This is a genomic window from Bradyrhizobium sp. CCBAU 21365 (assembly GCF_015291305.1).
Classification (GTDB): domain Bacteria; phylum Pseudomonadota; class Alphaproteobacteria; order Rhizobiales; family Xanthobacteraceae; genus Bradyrhizobium; species Bradyrhizobium elkanii.
Genome location: NZ_CP030036.1, coordinates 1,220,014 through 1,235,018, shown reverse-complemented (window position 1 = coordinate 1,235,018; position 15,005 = coordinate 1,220,014). Strand labels below are relative to the sequence as shown.

14 protein-coding genes are annotated in these 15,005 nt (G+C 65.9%); 11 read left to right on the top strand and 3 right to left on the bottom strand.

All coding sequences use genetic code 11. The features are described from left to right. Positions 1–43 precede the first annotated feature (43 nt). Together XI02_RS05710 and XI02_RS05705 are read right to left on the bottom strand one after the other, a co-directional pair. Complete coding sequence (locus XI02_RS05710; protein WP_172648871.1) at positions 44–1,489, bottom strand: hypothetical protein; 1,446 nt, start codon at positions 1,487–1,489, stop codon at positions 44–46. A gap of 15 nt (positions 1,490–1,504) precedes the next feature. Next, complete coding sequence (locus XI02_RS05705; protein ID WP_026192176.1) at positions 1,505–2,335, bottom strand: sterol desaturase family protein; 831 nt, start codon at positions 2,333–2,335, stop codon at positions 1,505–1,507. 279 nt (positions 2,336–2,614) lie between these two features. Between XI02_RS05705 and XI02_RS05700 the strand changes: the two genes are divergently transcribed. The 9 genes from XI02_RS05700 to XI02_RS05660 all read left to right on the top strand — a co-directional run bounded on the left by XI02_RS05700 (position 2,615) and on the right by XI02_RS05660 (position 11,360). Further along, positions 2,615–2,779, top strand: coding sequence for a Flp family type IVb pilin (locus XI02_RS05700; RefSeq protein ID WP_016842642.1), 165 nt, complete (start codon positions 2,615–2,617; stop codon positions 2,777–2,779). 172 nt (positions 2,780–2,951) lie between these two features. Continuing rightward, entirely contained in the window at positions 2,952–3,476 is a 525-nt protein-coding gene (locus XI02_RS05695) for a prepilin peptidase (protein ID WP_028342284.1), read from the top strand. Positions 3,477–3,603: 127 nt separating this feature from the next. Further along, positions 3,604–4,398: a Flp pilus assembly protein CpaB gene (gene cpaB, locus XI02_RS05690; protein ID WP_016842640.1), complete on the top strand. Its 795-nt coding sequence runs from the start codon at positions 3,604–3,606 to the stop codon at positions 4,396–4,398. Positions 4,399–4,400: 2 nt separating this feature from the next. Beyond that, entirely contained in the window at positions 4,401–5,873 is a 1,473-nt protein-coding gene (locus tag XI02_RS05685) for a type II and III secretion system protein family protein (RefSeq protein ID WP_141713577.1), read from the top strand. Between the two features lie 8 nt (positions 5,874–5,881). Beyond that, the gene (locus tag XI02_RS05680) at positions 5,882–6,634 is read left to right on the top strand and encodes a CpaD family pilus assembly protein (protein WP_018269599.1); all 753 of its coding nucleotides are present in this window, start codon (positions 5,882–5,884) and stop codon (positions 6,632–6,634) included. Next, the gene (locus XI02_RS05675) at positions 6,631–7,899 is read left to right on the top strand and encodes an AAA family ATPase (RefSeq protein ID WP_018269598.1); all 1,269 of its coding nucleotides are present in this window, start codon (positions 6,631–6,633) and stop codon (positions 7,897–7,899) included. Before XI02_RS05680 ends, XI02_RS05675 begins: the two co-directional genes overlap by 4 nt. Positions 7,900–7,923: 24 nt before the next feature. After that, the gene (locus XI02_RS05670) at positions 7,924–9,387 is read left to right on the top strand and encodes a CpaF family protein (RefSeq protein WP_026192174.1); all 1,464 of its coding nucleotides are present in this window, start codon (positions 7,924–7,926) and stop codon (positions 9,385–9,387) included. A gap of 11 nt (positions 9,388–9,398) precedes the next feature. Then, positions 9,399–10,376 carry a type II secretion system F family protein gene (locus tag XI02_RS05665; protein ID WP_069279341.1) on the top strand — a complete coding sequence of 326 codons (978 nt, stop codon included), beginning with the start codon at positions 9,399–9,401 and terminating at the stop codon, positions 10,374–10,376. A gap of 9 nt (positions 10,377–10,385) precedes the next feature. Beyond that, positions 10,386–11,360: a type II secretion system F family protein gene (locus XI02_RS05660; RefSeq protein WP_016842633.1), complete on the top strand. Its 975-nt coding sequence runs from the start codon at positions 10,386–10,388 to the stop codon at positions 11,358–11,360. Between the two features lie 356 nt (positions 11,361–11,716). Here the strand turns inward: XI02_RS05660 and XI02_RS05655 are convergent, their stop codons facing one another. Then, entirely contained in the window at positions 11,717–12,514 is a 798-nt protein-coding gene (locus XI02_RS05655; protein WP_016842632.1) for a tetratricopeptide repeat protein, read from the bottom strand. A gap of 206 nt (positions 12,515–12,720) precedes the next feature. On the opposite strand from XI02_RS05655, the gene XI02_RS05650 reads away from it, so the two are divergent. After that, positions 12,721–14,097 carry a M17 family metallopeptidase gene (locus XI02_RS05650; RefSeq protein ID WP_069279342.1) on the top strand — a complete coding sequence of 459 codons (1,377 nt, stop codon included), beginning with the start codon at positions 12,721–12,723 and terminating at the stop codon, positions 14,095–14,097. After that, positions 14,090–14,932, top strand: a complete 843-nt coding sequence (locus XI02_RS05645; RefSeq protein WP_016842630.1) for a C40 family peptidase — start codon at positions 14,090–14,092, stop codon at positions 14,930–14,932. Before XI02_RS05650 ends, XI02_RS05645 begins: the two co-directional genes overlap by 8 nt. Positions 14,933–15,005 lie beyond the last annotated feature (73 nt).

Sequence of the window (15,005 nt, the reverse complement as noted above, 5' to 3'; positions counted from 1 at the left end):
CCCGGTGATCCGGCGGAAAAACGCCCCCCGCGGGGACCGCCGCCTAGCCGGCAGCACGCACATGCACCACCACGCGATCGTCGGCGTAGAGGCGCTGCCATCCGGCGATGTGATCGAGAAATCTGGAGGCGGGCGTTGCCGGATCGAGCATCACCGCATCGATTCTGTAGGTCTTGAGCAGATCGAGGAAGCCGTTGACGTCCTTGAGCTGGAGCGCACGGTAATAGGCCATCTCGAAGCTCTCGCCGTAAAGCTCGGCACGGCCGTCGACGAACACCGGCACCTGACGCCAGATCAGATAGCCGCCGAACTGCAGATCATTGAGCACGCGCTGCACGTTGTGCGCCTTCAGCGCGTCGACGGCGGCAGCGGGCGAATGGATCGGCGGCGGCGACATGTCCCAACGCGCCGCAACGAACCAGGTCGAGACGCAGAGCGCGGCGATCAGCATCGCGGCCGGCATGGCCTTCAGCCGGACCACGCCTGCGGCACGCAGGCCGAACTGGGTTGCCACCGGCGTCAGCACGGCCAGCGGCAGCAGCAGAGCAAAGAGTTCGAGATTCCTGACATGGGATAGCGCCATGTGCAGCAGGCCGAGCGCCAGGGCGATCCGCGGCAGCGGCAGCCTCACCCCGCAAAAGAGCGCCCCGCCGATCAGGCCGAGAATGGTCAGCTCGAACGCATCGACGTGGCTGAAACTCGCCGGCATCCACTCCGCGATGAGATGCAGCAGTTCACCGAGGCTGAGAATCCTGAGCGAGGCGAGGATCGTCCCCCAGCCATAGGGCGTCACGCAGCACGCGGCCAGCGCGCCGAGGCCGAATGCGGCCCAGCGCAGCGCCAGCGGCCATCTTTGCGCCGGCGCGGCGTTCCACAGCGCATCGAGCGCGAAGGCGCCGGCCAGCACCAGGCCGAACAGAAAACCGCCATGCAGATTGGCCCAGAGCGCGATCAGCGGCAGCAGCCAGAGCGAGGGGGCCTCGCGGCGTTCGCTGGCGACCATCAGTCCGTTCGCCCAAACCATCATGACCGGCAGCGCAAGCACATGCGGACGGGCCAGCAGATGCCCGCATGTCAGCACCAGCGCCGCCAGCGCGATCAGGCTGGCATGGATGGCCGGCAGCGCGCGGCTGAGGATGGCGGTGAGCAGTGCGAAGGTGGCGGCGCCGCAGGCCGCGGCCAGCGCCGCGGGCCCGGTCCACCCGGCAAGGTCGTAGGCCTTCGCGAACAGGACCTGCGCCAGCCAGGACGACGACACCCAAGGCTGACCCGCCTTGGTGAAGGAATAGATATCGACCGACGGCAATGCACGGTGGTCGAGGATCCACCGGCCGACGGCAATCTGCCAGTAGGTGTCGGAATCGGCCAGCAGCCTGTCGCCGACGACCAGCAGCAGCGCATAGACGCCGCACGCCATCCAGAACCAGGCCGGGACTTCGGCGAACACCGAGGACCGCGCCTGCGGGACGGTTGCGGTCTCAGCACTCATGCGCGCACGGTCCGGTCAATGACGGAACGGATAGGCCAGCTGTCCGCCGATTTCGGCCGGCACGCCCTGCTCGGCGTCGACGCCGTAATCATCCGGAAGCTTGCCTTCGGGCATGCGGAATGTCCCGAACAGAATGTCCCAGAGCGGAAACGTGCCGGCGAAATTGGTGTCGCCACCTTCCTCGAGCGCAGTGTGATGCCAGCGATGAAACACCGGCGTGGCGATCACATATTTGAACGGGCCGAGCGTCCAGTTCAGGTTGGCGTGCACGAAGGCGGAGTGGAATGTGGTGAAAGGACCGACCCACAGCATGATGTTCGGCGAGATGCCGGCCATCAGCAGGATCACGTCGACCGAGATCGTGCCGATCAGCAGATTGACGGGATGGAAGCGCGCCGCCGAGATCCATTCGAGATCCTCGGAGGAATGATGAATGGCGTGGTACTTCCAGAAGCCGCCGCCGTGAAACATCCGGTGCAGCCAGTACAGCATGAAGTCGGAAGCGACCAGGAAGATGATCGATTGCAGCCAGAGCGGCAGCTGCGCCAGCGGGCCGTGTCCGTTCTCGTAGAACGAGATCAGCTCGTCGGCACCGTGCACGTCGAACACCGCGGCCGCGCCCACCACCAGCAGCCCGATGCGCAGCACGCGGGCGAATACCGGCACGAAGAACCAGTAGCAGATGTCCGTGACCAGCTCGCGCTTCTGCCACCACGGCTTGCCGGGATTGCAGGCCCAGAAGTGGGTCAGCACCGTGAAGAACAACGCGAGGCCGATCGTGATCGGCACCACCCTCATCATCGTCTGGCCGAGCATCTCGATGACTTCGATCGGAAGGGTGGACATGGCAGCCTCATAGTGCGGAAGCCCCATGGGTATAGATGTGCGCTTAAGGAGCCGTGAATAGGCCCAGGCGCCCGATCGCAGCAACAGTCTGCAATTTTAGCGGACCGCTTAATGCCAAATTTACTGTGCGCAACAACTGCGGGTTCCCGCAGAGTTTATGCGATCAAATTAACTGCGCCGAAATCGTCCAACACTAGGGTGCCGCAATGGTCACGGTGCTGAGAACGCCGGCGAGACCAAATCTAGTTCGACCAGCCACGTGTACACAGGAGTGATTTTATGAAGAACCTCGTTTCGCGCTTCGTGAAGGACGAATCGGGCGCGACCGCCATCGAGTACGGCCTGATCGCCACCGGTATCGCCATCGCGATCATCGCTGCAGTCAACGGCGTCGGCACGAAGCTCTCGGGTACCTTCAACTCGATCTCGGGCTCGCTGAAGTAAGCCGGCTTCGACGAATTCGCAGCAAAGGTCCCGGCGATCCCGGGACCTTTGCTATTTGTCGGGGGCCGATCGGCAGCCTCCGTTGATGGTGCCGGCGATCCTTTTCCGATTGTTCACCATTGGCCGCTAGCGTCGGGTCTCGACCGCAGCTCCAGCTTGACGGCATGAATTCATGATCCTCGACATCGCACGCTTGATGCTGTTTCCGGCCCTGATGGCCTTTGCGGCGGCGAGCGATCTCTTGACCATGACGATCCCGAACCGGATTTCGCTGGCACTGGTGGCGGGCTTCTTTGTCCTGGCGCCGCTGACCGGGATGGGCGTCCACGATATCCTCACCCATGCCGGCGCAGGCGCGCTGGTTCTCGTGGTGGCGTTCGGCATGTTCGCGATGGGCTGGGTCGGCGGCGGAGACGCGAAGGTGGCGGCCGCGGCCGGCCTGTGGTTCGGGTTCGAGCACCTGCTGCCCTATCTGGTCTTTGCGTCGCTGTTCGGCGGTGCGCTGACCGTGCTCCTGCTGCAGCTGCGGCAATGGCCTCTGCCCTACCCGCTCGCGTCCCAGGCCTGGCTCAGCCGCCTGCACGACAAGCAGACCGGAATTCCCTACGGCATCGCGCTCGCCCTCGGCGCCCTGCTGATCTATCCCGAGACGGACTGGATCAAGACGATCGATCTCGCGCACTTCGCGATGCGCTGAGAAAGCAGCGGTAACCGCTCGTTAAGGCGATTTAGATACGCCTCATTAACCATGCTTTGACGAATAGCTGGTCAACTCCCATCACGGCGGCGGCAGCGTCGCGGCGTCATGTGGAAAGTGAAGCGTAATGGATAAGGCCCGCATTCTGGTCCTGGCAATTGCAGGCTGCGCCGGCCTTGCGGCGCTTTATTTGGCGAGCGGAAGCGACGACAAGCCGGCGGCTCCTCCGCCAGTTGCGCAGCTGCCGACCGTCGACATCCTGGTCGCACGTAGCGACATCGGCCTCGGCCAGGCAGTGAAGGCCGAAGATCTGCAGTGGCAAACCTGGCCGGCGGCGACCGCCAGCGCCAGCTTCATGCGCAAGGACAGCCACGCCGACGCCATCAAGGACGTCACCGGCTCGATCGCGCGCGCCCCGTTCATCCAGGGCGAGCCGATCCGCGAGCAGAAGCTCGTCAAGGCCGACGGAAGCGGCTTCATGGCCGCGATCCTGCCGAGCGGCATGCGGGCGGTATCGACTGAAATCTCGCCCGAGACCGGTGCCGGCGGCTTCATCCTGCCGAACGACCGGGTCGACGTCCTGCTGTCGAAGCGGGACAAGAATCCCGACCGCAACGCCGCCGACATCGTCAATTCCGAGGTCATCCTGACCAATATCCGCGTCCTTGCGATCGACCAGGCGCCGAAGGAGAAGGACGGCACCAACGCGCTGATCGGCAAGACGGTGACGCTGGAGCTGAAGCCTGACCAGACCGAGACGCTGGCACGCGCGCGCCAGAGCGGTGTGCTGTCGCTGGCGCTGCGCAGCATCGCCGACAACAACGGGACCGACGTCAGGACCGACGACAACCACCAGAGACGCGGTGAGACCATCAACGTCATCCGCTTTGGCGTTGCCAACCAGGCAACGATGCAGAAGTGACCATGAGGACACAGGTGATGAAGGGCGGGGCAACTCAACGGACGATGCGGGCCTTCATGGTCCGCGCATTGTCGTTCTCGGCCGTCGCGGCGCTCACGCTCAACCCGGCACTGACGCCGGTGGTGGCGGGCGACTACCGCGCCGCCGCGGCCGACGGCCAGATGAACGCCCGCTTCCTCGCACTCGGCGTCGGCAAGTCGGTGGTGATCGATCTGCCGAGGGACATCAAGGATGTGCTGGTCGCCGATCCCAAGATCGCCAATGCCGTGGTCCGCTCGGCGCAGCGCGCCTACATCATCGGCGCGACGGTCGGCCAGACCAACATCGTGTTCTTCGACGCCGCCGGCCAGCAGATCGCGGCCTATGACATCGCGGTCAAGCGCGACCTCAACGGCGTGCGCGCGGCCCTGCGCGCCGCACTGCCGAATGCCGATATCCAGATCGAGGGTGTCGGCGAGGGCGTCATGCTGACCGGAAGCGCGGCAAGCCCGATCGAAGCACAGCAGGCCGGCGAGATCGCCACGCGGCTGGTCGGCAGCGCCGACAAGGTCGTGAACTCCATCACCGTTCGCGGCCGCGACCAGGTGATGCTGAAGGTGACGGTCGCCGAAGTCTCGCGCAGCCTGATCAAGCAGCTCGGCATCGACCTCACCGCGAACCTCAATTACGGCACCACCGTGGTGAAGTTCACCAACAACAACCCGTTCACGGCGAACAACGCGGCGCTGGTGCCCGGCAACGCCCTCACCACATCGTTCGGCGCGGCTCCGTCGGTGTCGGCGACGCTCCGCGCCATGGAAAGCGCGGGCGTGGTGCGGACGCTCGCCGAGCCGAACCTGACCGCGATCTCCGGCGAATCGGCAACCTTCATCTCGGGCGGCGAATTTCCAATTCCGACCGGCGTGACCTGTCAGACGACGACGGGAGGCGCGATCGGGAACTGCGTTCAGACCGTCAGCTTCAAGAAATTCGGCATTTCGCTCAACTTCACGCCCGTGGTGCTGACCGAGGGACGGATCAGCCTGCGCGTGATGACGGAAGTGTCGGAAGTCTCGACCGAGAACTCGCTGACCGGCGGCGCGGGCGGAACGACGATCCCCTCGATCAAGACCCGGCGCGCCGAAACCACGCTGGAAATTCCCTCGGGCGGCTCGATGGCGATGGCCGGCCTGATCCAGGACCAGACCAAGCAGGCGATCAATGGCCTGCCCGGGCTGGCGTCGCTGCCGGTGCTCGGAACGCTGTTCCGCAGCCGGGACTTCGTCAACAACCAGACCGAGATGATGGTGCTGGTGACGCCCTATGTGGTTCGCGCGGTGGCGCAGAAGGACCTGTCGCGCCCGGATGACGGCTTCGCCAACGCGTCCGATCCGCAGGCCGACCTGCTCGGCAGCATCAATCGCGTCTACGGCGTGCCCGGCCGCACCGAGCCGGCGCGGAATTACCGCGGCACTTACGGCTTCATTACGGACTGAGGCGGACGATGACACAGACCACATCCAGGACATCCGCCGGTTACCAGCGCGGCATCGCGCTCGCCGGGGCGCTCGTCAGCCTCGCGGTGACGCTGGGCGCCTGCCAGCACGCCGCCGACAACAGTTTCGCGATGGTGAACGCGCCGGCCGACTATCGCCAGCGTCACCCGATCGCGGTCACCGAGGCTGATCGCTCGATCGTGGTCTTCGTCGGCCGCAGCCGCGGCGGCCTGACTGCGGAGCAGCGCGCCGAGGTGATGGGGATGGCGCAGGACTGGATGCGCGAGGGAACCGGCGCCGTCACCATCGACGTTCCCGCCGACACGCCAAACGCACGGACCGCCCAGGAATCGCTGCGTGAGATCCAGGCCACGTTCGCCGCCGCCGGCGTGCCGCCGCGCGGGATCCTCGTTCGCAAATACCGTCCCGAGGATCCGCGCCAGATGCCCGCGATCCGCGTGAACTATCCGAAGATGAAAGCGGTCGCCGGGCCGTGCGGCCTCTGGCCGGAAGATCTCGGCCCGTCGATCCACAACGGGTCCTACATCGAGAACAAGCAGTACTACAATTTCGGCTGCGCCAATCAGCGCAACCTTGCAGCCATGGTCGAAGACCCGACCGACCTCGTGCAGCCGCGCGCGGAGACCCCTGCCTATACGTCGCGTCGTAACATCGCCTTCGACAAGTATCGCAAGGGCACCACCACCGCCACGAGTTATCCCGAGTCCGACAGGGCCAAGCTAAGCGACACAGGAAAATGATCACCTACGCGCAGCAAAACTCCGAAGAGCAGACGGACGCCCCGCCGCAGGCCGTGGACGACCATATTGCTCCGGCGCCACGGGTTTCGGTCCAGGCGTTCTGCGAAACGGTCGAGACCGCTGCCGCCGTGCAGTCGGCGGGCGAGGATCGCCGGCTGGCCAAGGCTCACCTCAAGATCCAGATGGGCGGCATGGCGGCCGCCATCGAGGCCTATCGCTCGGCGCCGACGCCCAACGTCATCATCCTCGAGACCGAGGGCCGCGGCGACATCCTGGCCGGCCTCGATCAGCTTGCAACGGTGTGCGACGCCGGCACCCGCGTGGTCGTGATCGGTCGCGTCAACGATGTCACGCTGTATCGCGAACTGGTGCGCCGCGGCGTCAGCGATTACGTCATCGCGCCGGCCCATGCGATCGACGTGGTGCGCGCGGTCTGCAACCTGTTCTCGGCGCCGGAAGCCAAGGCGGTCGGCCGCATCGTCGCCGTCGTCGGTGCCAAGGGCGGCGTCGGCGCCTCGACCATCGCCCACAATGTCGCCTGGGCGATTGCCCGCGATCTGGCGCTCGATTCCGTGGTCGCCGACCTCGACCTCGCCTTCGGCACCGCCGGCCTCAACTACAACCAGGATCCCGCGCAGGGCATCGCCGACGCCGTGTTCTCGCCGGACCGCGTCGATACCGCCTTCGTCGACCGCCTGCTGTCGAAATGCACCGACCATCTGAGCCTGCTGGCGGCGCCGGCGACGCTCGACAAGGTCTACGATTTCGGCGCCGAGGCGTTCGATGCGATCTTCGATACGCTGCGGACCACGATGCCCTGCATCGTGCTCGACGTGCCGCATCAATGGTCCGGCTGGACCAAGCGCGCGTTGATCGCAGCCGACGACATCCTGATTGTGGCGGCGCCCGACCTTGCCAATCTGCGCAATGCCAAGAACATGTTCGACCTGCTGAAGGCGTCGCGGCCCAACGACCGCGCGCCGCTGTACTGCCTGAACCAGGTCGGCGTGCCGAAGCGTCCCGAGATCGCGGCCGGCGAATTCGCCAAGGCGATCGAAAGCCAGCCGATTGCCGCCATCCCGTTCGATCCGCAGATCTTCGGTTCGGCCGCCAATAACGGCCAGATGATCGCCGAGATTTCCGCCAATCACCGCGCGGTCGAGATGTTTCTTCAGATGGCGCAGCGGCTGACAGGCCGCGGCGAGACCAAGAAGCCGAGGGGGTCCTTCCTGTCGCCCCTGCTCGAAAAGCTGCGGTCCAAATAGTGGTCCGCGTGGAGTCACGACGTCGTGTTTGGTAAGCGTAGCGGAAACGATGGGGACGTGCGGGCACCCAAGCCCGCGTTTCAGGCGCCGGAGCCTGCCGGCGCGCCGGCGATGTCGCGCGAGTCCGCCGCACCGGCGATCTCGTCGCCGCCGCTGGCGCCGAGCAAGCCACCGCCTGCTCCCGCCGTCGAAGCCCGCCGCTCGGACAACTACTACCAGGTCAAGGCGACGATCTTCGGCGCCCTGATCGAGGCGATCGACCTTGCCCAGCTCGCCAAGCTGGACAGCGAATCGGCGCGCGAGGAAATCCGCGACATCGTCAACGAGATCATCGCGATCAAGAACATCGTGATGTCGATCGCCGAGCAGGAGGAGCTGCTCGACGACATCTGCAACGACGTGCTCGGCTACGGCCCGCTGGAGCCGCTGCTGTCGCGCGACGACATCGCCGACATCATGGTCAACGGCGCAGGCACCGTGTTCATCGAAGTCGCCGGCAAGATCCAGCGCACCGGCATCCGCTTTCGCGACAACCAGCAGCTTCTCAACATCTGCCAGCGCATCGTCAGCCAGGTCGGCCGGCGCGTCGACGAATCCTCGCCGATCTGCGACGCCCGCCTCGCCGACGGTTCCCGCGTCAACGCCATCGTGCCGCCGCTGGCGATCGACGGGCCCGCGCTCACCATCCGCAAATTCAAGAAGGACAAGCTGACGCTGGAGCAGCTCGTCAAGTTCGGCGCGATCACCCCGGAAGGGGCGACCATCCTGCAGATCATCGGCCGCGTCCGCTGCAATGTGATCATCTCCGGCGGCACCGGCTCGGGCAAGACCACGCTGCTGAACTGCCTGACCAACTATATCGAGCACGACGAACGCATCATCACCTGCGAAGACGCCGCCGAGCTTCAGCTGCAGCAGCCGCATGTGGTGCGGCTGGAGACCCGGCCGCCGAACATCGAAGGCGAGGGTCAGGTGACGATGCGCGAACTGGTCCGCAACTGCCTGCGTATGCGCCCGGAACGCATCATCGTCGGCGAAGTCCGCGGCCCCGAGGCGTTCGACCTGTTGCAGGCCATGAACACCGGCCACGACGGCTCGATGGGCACGCTGCACGCCAACAATCCGCGCGAAGCATTGTCGCGCTGCGAATCCATGATCACCATGGGCGGCTTCTCGCTTCCGTCTCGCACGATTCGCGAGATGATCTGCGCCTCGGTCGACATCATCGTGCAGGCCGCGCGCCTGCGCGACGGTTCGCGCCGCATCACGCACATCACCGAGGTGATGGGCATGGAAGGCGACACCATCATCACCCAGGATATCTTCCTCTACGACGTGGTCGGGGAAGACGCCAACGGCAAGATCATCGGCAAGCACCGCTCGACCGGCATCGGCCGGCCGCGCTTCTGGGAGCGTGCGCGCTACTACAATGAAGAGAAGCGGCTTGCGGCGGCGCTGGACGCTTCCGACGCGCCGGCGCCGGTCTAGGGGAACGCAGGATGCAGACGCAAACTCTGGCTCTCGCCTTCCTCGCCGCCACGACGGTCGGCGGCATCGCCTGGGTCTTCCTGTATCCCTACCTTTCGGGGGAGAAGAAGGCCGAGTCGCGGCGCGCGTCGGTGGCGCGCAGCGAGCCCACGACGACACGAAATGCCGACCGCACGCAACGCTCCCGCCGCGAGCAGGTCGAAGGATCGTTGAAGGAGCTCGAGGCGCGGCGGCAGAAGGACAAGAAAGTCCCCCTCGGCCTGCGCATCTCGCAGGCGGGACTGGAGTGGTCGGAGCAGAAGTTCTGGATGATCTCCGGCGCTCTCGGCCTGTTCGGGTTCGGCGCGGCATTCCTGGCCGGCGGCGGCATGCTCGGCGCGGCCGGCATCGGCTTTGCCATGGGTCTCGGCGTGCCGCGCTGGCTGCTCGGCTTCCTGAAGAAGCGGCGGGAAAAGGCGTTCCTGAAGTCGCTGCCTGACGCCGTCGACGTCATCGTGCGCGGCATCAAGGCCGGCCTGCCGCTGTTCGAATCGCTCAAGGCGGTCGTCAACGACGCGCCGGAGCCGCTGCGCAGCGAGTTTCTCGCCATCATCGAGACCCAGGCGATCGGCATGCCGCTCGGCGAAGCCTGTGCCCGGCTCTACGAGCGGATGCCGCTGCCGGAGGCCAACTTCTTCGGCATCGTGATCGCGATCCAGCAGAAGTCCGGCGGCAATTTGTCGGAAGCGCTCGGCAACCTGTCGAGGGTGCTGCGCGACCGCAAGAAGATGGCCGAGAAGATCCAGGCGATGTCGATGGAAGCGAAGGCCTCCGCCGCCATCATCGGCTCGCTGCCGCCGATCGTGATGATCCTCGTGTTCCTGACGACGCCGGACTACATCGCCCTGCTGTGGACCAATTCGATGGGCCAGCTCATGCTGGTCGCCTGCGCGATCTGGATGTCGATGGGCGTGCTGGTGATGAAGAAGATGATCAACTTCGATTTCTGACGGTGCAGCATGATTGATTTTCTGGTCGCCAAGCTCCACGACGTCAGGTTCATGACCATGCTGCTTGCCTTCTTCGCGACAAGCGCGACGGTCTACACGCTGGTGATGCCGCTGCTCGCCGGCGGCGATCTCAACAAGCGCATGAAGGCGGTCGCCAGCGAGCGCGAGCGCCTCCGGCAGCGCGAGCGCGACCGTCTCTCCAAGTCGGAAAAGGTGACACTGCGCCAGACGCCGAAGCAGGCCGTCTCCAAGATGGTGGATGACCTGAACCTCACCAAATGGCTGGCTCAGGAAGCGGCAATCGAGAAGCTCGTGATGGCGGGCTATCGCGGCCACGCTCCGTACGTCTATTTTCTGGCGGCGCGCGCGGTCACGCCGATCCTGATGCTGATCGGCGCGATCATCTATACGTTCTTCATTGCCGGCGCGAACTGGTCGCTCACGCTCAAGATCGGGATCTGCGTCGGCGCGGCCTATGCCGGCCTGCAGGCGCCGATGCTGTTCCTGAAGAACGCGATCACCAAGCGCCAGCTCCAGATCAAGCGCGCCTTCCCGGATTCGCTCGACCTGCTGCTGATCTGCATCGAGTCGGGCATGTCGGTCGAGGTCGCATTCCGGAAGGTGGCCAACGAGATCGCCGGGCAGTCGGTCGCGCTGTCGGAGGAGTTTGCGCTGACGACCGCGGAACTGTCCTATTTGCAGGACCGCAAGACCGCCTACGAGAACCTGGCGCGCCGCACCGGCCTCGAAGGCGTGAAGTCGGTGTGCATGGCCCTGCAGCAATCCGAACGCTACGGCACGCCGCTCGGCCAGAGCCTGCGCGTGATGGCGCAGGAAAACCGCGACATGCGGATGAACGAGGCCGAGAAGAAGGCCGCGGCACTGCCGCCCAAGCTGACGGTGCCGATGATCCTGTTCTTCCTGCCCTGCCTGTTCATCGTGATCCTCGGCCCGTCCTACATCAAGATCGCCACCATGCATTGAGCTGCGCCGCAGCGGACCGCACAGGCAGCCTTCTCCTTCCCCCTAAAAGGCGTGGCGATCGCAAACGGCAGCGAACATCTTCGCTGCCATTTCCATATTCGTCATGGCCGGGCTTGTCCCGGCCATCCACGTCTTTCTTACGCGGAAGCCAAGACGTGGATGCCCGGCACAAGGCCGGGCATGACGAGTTTGTGGAGGGATCGGGCGCCTATGCGATGGCCCTGCCCTTGGAAGGTCGGGATGGGGGCCAACCGCAGACACCGCTTCTCGTGGAGAGAGATGATCCCCACCCGCTTTGCTCTGGCGAGCAAAGCGACCTCCCCTTTTCAAGGGGAGGTCGAGCTGCCACGTTTGGTTTAGTCGTCCTTGGCGACGACCGGCGCCGCGCGCGATGCGGTCCGCGGCCCGTCCTTGCGGTTCAGCATGTCGCGGAGATAGGCGACGTTGGCCGCGGCCTCATCCGACGGCAGGTCGGCCTTGACGATCGTTTCGGCCTCCGCGAAGCGGCCCTGCAGGCCAACGACCAGCGCAAGGTTCTGCCGGATCCGGGTGTCGGCGCGGGCGCTGGCATAGGCCTGGCGCAGCGTCTCTTCCGCTTTCGGCAAATCCTTGGTCAGCATGTAGGACAGGCCGAGATTGGACAGCACCGACGGCTCGTCCGGAGCCAGCCTGAGCGCACTGGCGTAATAGCGCCGCGCCTCCTCGTGCCGGTTCATCTTGTCGAGCGTGGTGCCCTGCACCGACAGGATCCGCCAGTCCGGATTGTCCGGGCTGTGCGCGCGGCTCAGCACGTCGAATGCAGCCTGCGAATTGCCGTTGTCGGCCAGCGCGCGGCCATAGGCGGCGAGCAGCGCCTTGTTGCCGGGGTTGGCGATCGTGGCCTGCTCGAGCACGGCGCAGGCCTGCGAGCGCTGTCCGGTCATGCGCAGGGCCTGACCGTAGCCGACCGCGGCGGCGACATCCTTGGGATTCTTGCGGTAGCGCTCGCCATAGACCTCGACGGCGCGGCGCGGATCATCGGGCGTGGGATCGGACCGGGAGGTGATCGATCCCGCCACGTCGGACATGGTCTGGCAACCGCCAAGCCCTGCGGCCAGGACCGTCAGGAGGGCTGCGGAAGCGAGATGCCGGGTCAAATTGGACTGTCGACGCATGGCACTGTGACTCACGAAATCGGGCGAACGGTTCCAGCCGAGCGTGCCAGCAATAGACTGTTAACCCTAACGTCTGGTTAACTGGCGGCGTGATAACCGGCCCGCCGGTTCCGGCCCTGCACGGCGCCTGAACCGTTGGCGCGCTACCATCCGTGGCGAAAGGCGTGTAGTAGCCCACCAACGACGCCAGAACAGCCGAGAGCCGCATGCCATCCGTGTTCGAGACCGCTACGACCGCCGCCACGCCGATCACCTTCGTCACCAAGGCGACATGGGATGCGATTCGGGGCGAGCTGCCGGCGCCGGCGCGCCAGTTCGCGGCGGCCAATGACTTTGCGGCCAAGCCCGGCAAATTGCTCGTCCTGCCGGCGGCAGACGGCGGCATCGCGCAGGTGCTGTTCGGTCTCGAGGACGCCGACCACAAGGCGCGCGATCCGTTCCGGCCCGGCGCCCTGCCCGGCCTGCTGCCGCCGGGCGTCTACCGCTTCGCCAATGCACCGCATGACACCAGACTTGCCGCCCTCGCCTTCGCGCTCGGCTGCTATCGCTTCGGCCGCTATCGCACGAACAAGATTCCCGAGGTCCGCCTGGTGCCGCCCGATGGCATCGACACGGCGGAGATCACCCGGATGGCGGATGCCGCAGCGCTGGCGCGCGATCTCATCAACACACCGTCCAACGACATGGGGCCGGCCGAGCTCGCCGAGGTGGCGCGCGACCTCGCGACGCGGTTCGGCGCTGCCTTCAATTGCATCGACGGCGACGAGCTCGCGCAGAACTTCCCGCTGATCCACGCCGTCGGCATGGCGTCGACGCGGTCGCCGCGGCTGATCGAGCTGAGCTGGGGCGACCCCGCCCATCCGAAGGTGACGCTGGTCGGCAAGGGCGTCTGCTTCGACACCGGCGGGCTCGATCTCAAGCCGTCGAGCGGCATGCTCATTATGAAGAAGGACATGGGCGGCGCAGCCAACGTGCTGGCGCTGGCCCAGATGGTGATGGACGCGAAGCTGAAGCTGCGGCTGCGCGTGCTGATCCCGGCGGTCGAGAACGCGGTGGCCGGCAACGCGTTCCGCCCGCTCGACATCTTCAAGTCGCGCAAGGGCATCACCGTCGAGATCGGCAACACCGACGCCGAAGGGCGGCTGGTGCTCGCCGACGCGCTGGCGCTCGCCGACGAGGAGACGCCCGATCTCTTGATCGACCTGGGCACGCTGACCGGCGCCGCGCGGGTGGCGCTGGGCCCGGATCTGCCGCCGTTCTACACCAATGACGAGGCGCTCGCCGGCGACGTTGCATCTTGTGCGAAGAGCGAGAACGACCCATTGTGGCGGATGCCGCTGTGGCCGGCCTACGACGCCTGGCTCGACTCCAAGACCGCCGACATCACCAACGCACCGTCGGGTGGTTTCGCGGGCTCGATCACCTGCGCGCTATTCCTGCAGCGCTTCGTCGAGCACGCGAGGAGCTGGCTGCACGTCGACATCTACGGCTGGACGCCGTCGGCAAAGCCCGGCCGTCCCGAAGGCGGCGAGTGCCAGGCCGCGCGCGCGATCTACAAATTGCTGAGCCAGCGCTATGCATGATGTCAGACTGACGCCGGCCCGCGCCGACCTCGCCGCGAAATATCTCGAGGGCAAGGTCGAGGCCCTGCGCTTCGTCGAGGGCGAGGCCTTCGAGGTTTTTGACGCCATCGCGCCGCTGCGCCAGGCCCCCGCGGCCGATGCCGAACAGATGACGCAGGCGCTCCGGGGCGAGCGGGTCACGGTCTATGATCGCAACGGCGAAGGCTGGGCCTGGGGCCAGCTCGCCGATGACGGCTATGTCGGGTGGATTCCCGAGGCCGCCCTGACGACGCCCGGCGCCGTCCCGACGCACAAGGTCACGGCGCTGCGCACGCTGGCGTTTCCGGGCCCGTCGATCAAGCAGCCGCCGGTCGAGGCGCTGGCGCTGGGGACGAAGCTTGCGATCGTCCGCGAGGACGGCGCGTTCGCGGTGACCCGCGAAGGCTGGCACCTGCCGCGCCAGCATCTCGCGCCGCTTGCCACGATGGCAGGTGATTTCGTCGCGATCGCCGAGCAATTCGTCGGCACGCCGTATCTGTGGGGCGGCAAATCGAGCCTCGGCATCGATTGCTCCGGCCTGGTGCAGATCGCGCTGACCGCCGCCGGCACCGGCTGCCCGCGCGACAGCGACATGCAGCAGGACGGGCTCGGCCGCGAATTGACGTCTGCCGAATCGAAGCAGCTGCAACGCGGCGACCTGATCTTCTGGAAGGGCCATGTCGCGATCGTGCGCGACGCCACGACGATCGTGCACGCCAACGCGCATCACATGGCAACGGCGGTGGAGAGCACGCACGCCGCGATCGCCAGGATCAAAGCCGCCGGCAGCGAGGTCCTCGCGATCAAGCGGTTTTGAGCAATATACATTCCCGTCATCCTGAGGAGCGCGAAGCGCGTCTCGAAGAATGGACGGCCCCAGTCCGGCCACG

Coding starts and splice junctions, on each gene's coding strand:
- XI02_RS05650 (WP_069279342.1), top strand. CDS start 12,721: ATGCCATCCGTGTTCGAGACCGCTACGACCGCCGCCACGCCGATCACC.
- XI02_RS05645 (WP_016842630.1), top strand. CDS start 14,090: ATGCATGATGTCAGACTGACGCCGGCCCGCGCCGACCTCGCCGCGAAA.
- XI02_RS05705 (WP_026192176.1), bottom strand. CDS start 2,335: ATGTCCACCCTTCCGATCGAAGTCATCGAGATGCTCGGCCAGACGATG.
- XI02_RS05700 (WP_016842642.1), top strand. CDS start 2,615: ATGAAGAACCTCGTTTCGCGCTTCGTGAAGGACGAATCGGGCGCGACC.
- XI02_RS05660 (WP_016842633.1), top strand. CDS start 10,386: ATGATTGATTTTCTGGTCGCCAAGCTCCACGACGTCAGGTTCATGACC.
- XI02_RS05685 (WP_141713577.1), top strand. CDS start 4,401: ATGAGGACACAGGTGATGAAGGGCGGGGCAACTCAACGGACGATGCGG.
- cpaB (WP_016842640.1), top strand. CDS start 3,604: ATGGATAAGGCCCGCATTCTGGTCCTGGCAATTGCAGGCTGCGCCGGC.
- XI02_RS05665 (WP_069279341.1), top strand. CDS start 9,399: ATGCAGACGCAAACTCTGGCTCTCGCCTTCCTCGCCGCCACGACGGTC.
- XI02_RS05675 (WP_018269598.1), top strand. CDS start 6,631: ATGATCACCTACGCGCAGCAAAACTCCGAAGAGCAGACGGACGCCCCG.
- XI02_RS05695 (WP_028342284.1), top strand. CDS start 2,952: ATGATCCTCGACATCGCACGCTTGATGCTGTTTCCGGCCCTGATGGCC.
- XI02_RS05710 (WP_172648871.1), bottom strand. CDS start 1,489: ATGAGTGCTGAGACCGCAACCGTCCCGCAGGCGCGGTCCTCGGTGTTC.
- XI02_RS05655 (WP_016842632.1), bottom strand. CDS start 12,514: ATGCGTCGACAGTCCAATTTGACCCGGCATCTCGCTTCCGCAGCCCTC.
- XI02_RS05680 (WP_018269599.1), top strand. CDS start 5,882: ATGACACAGACCACATCCAGGACATCCGCCGGTTACCAGCGCGGCATC.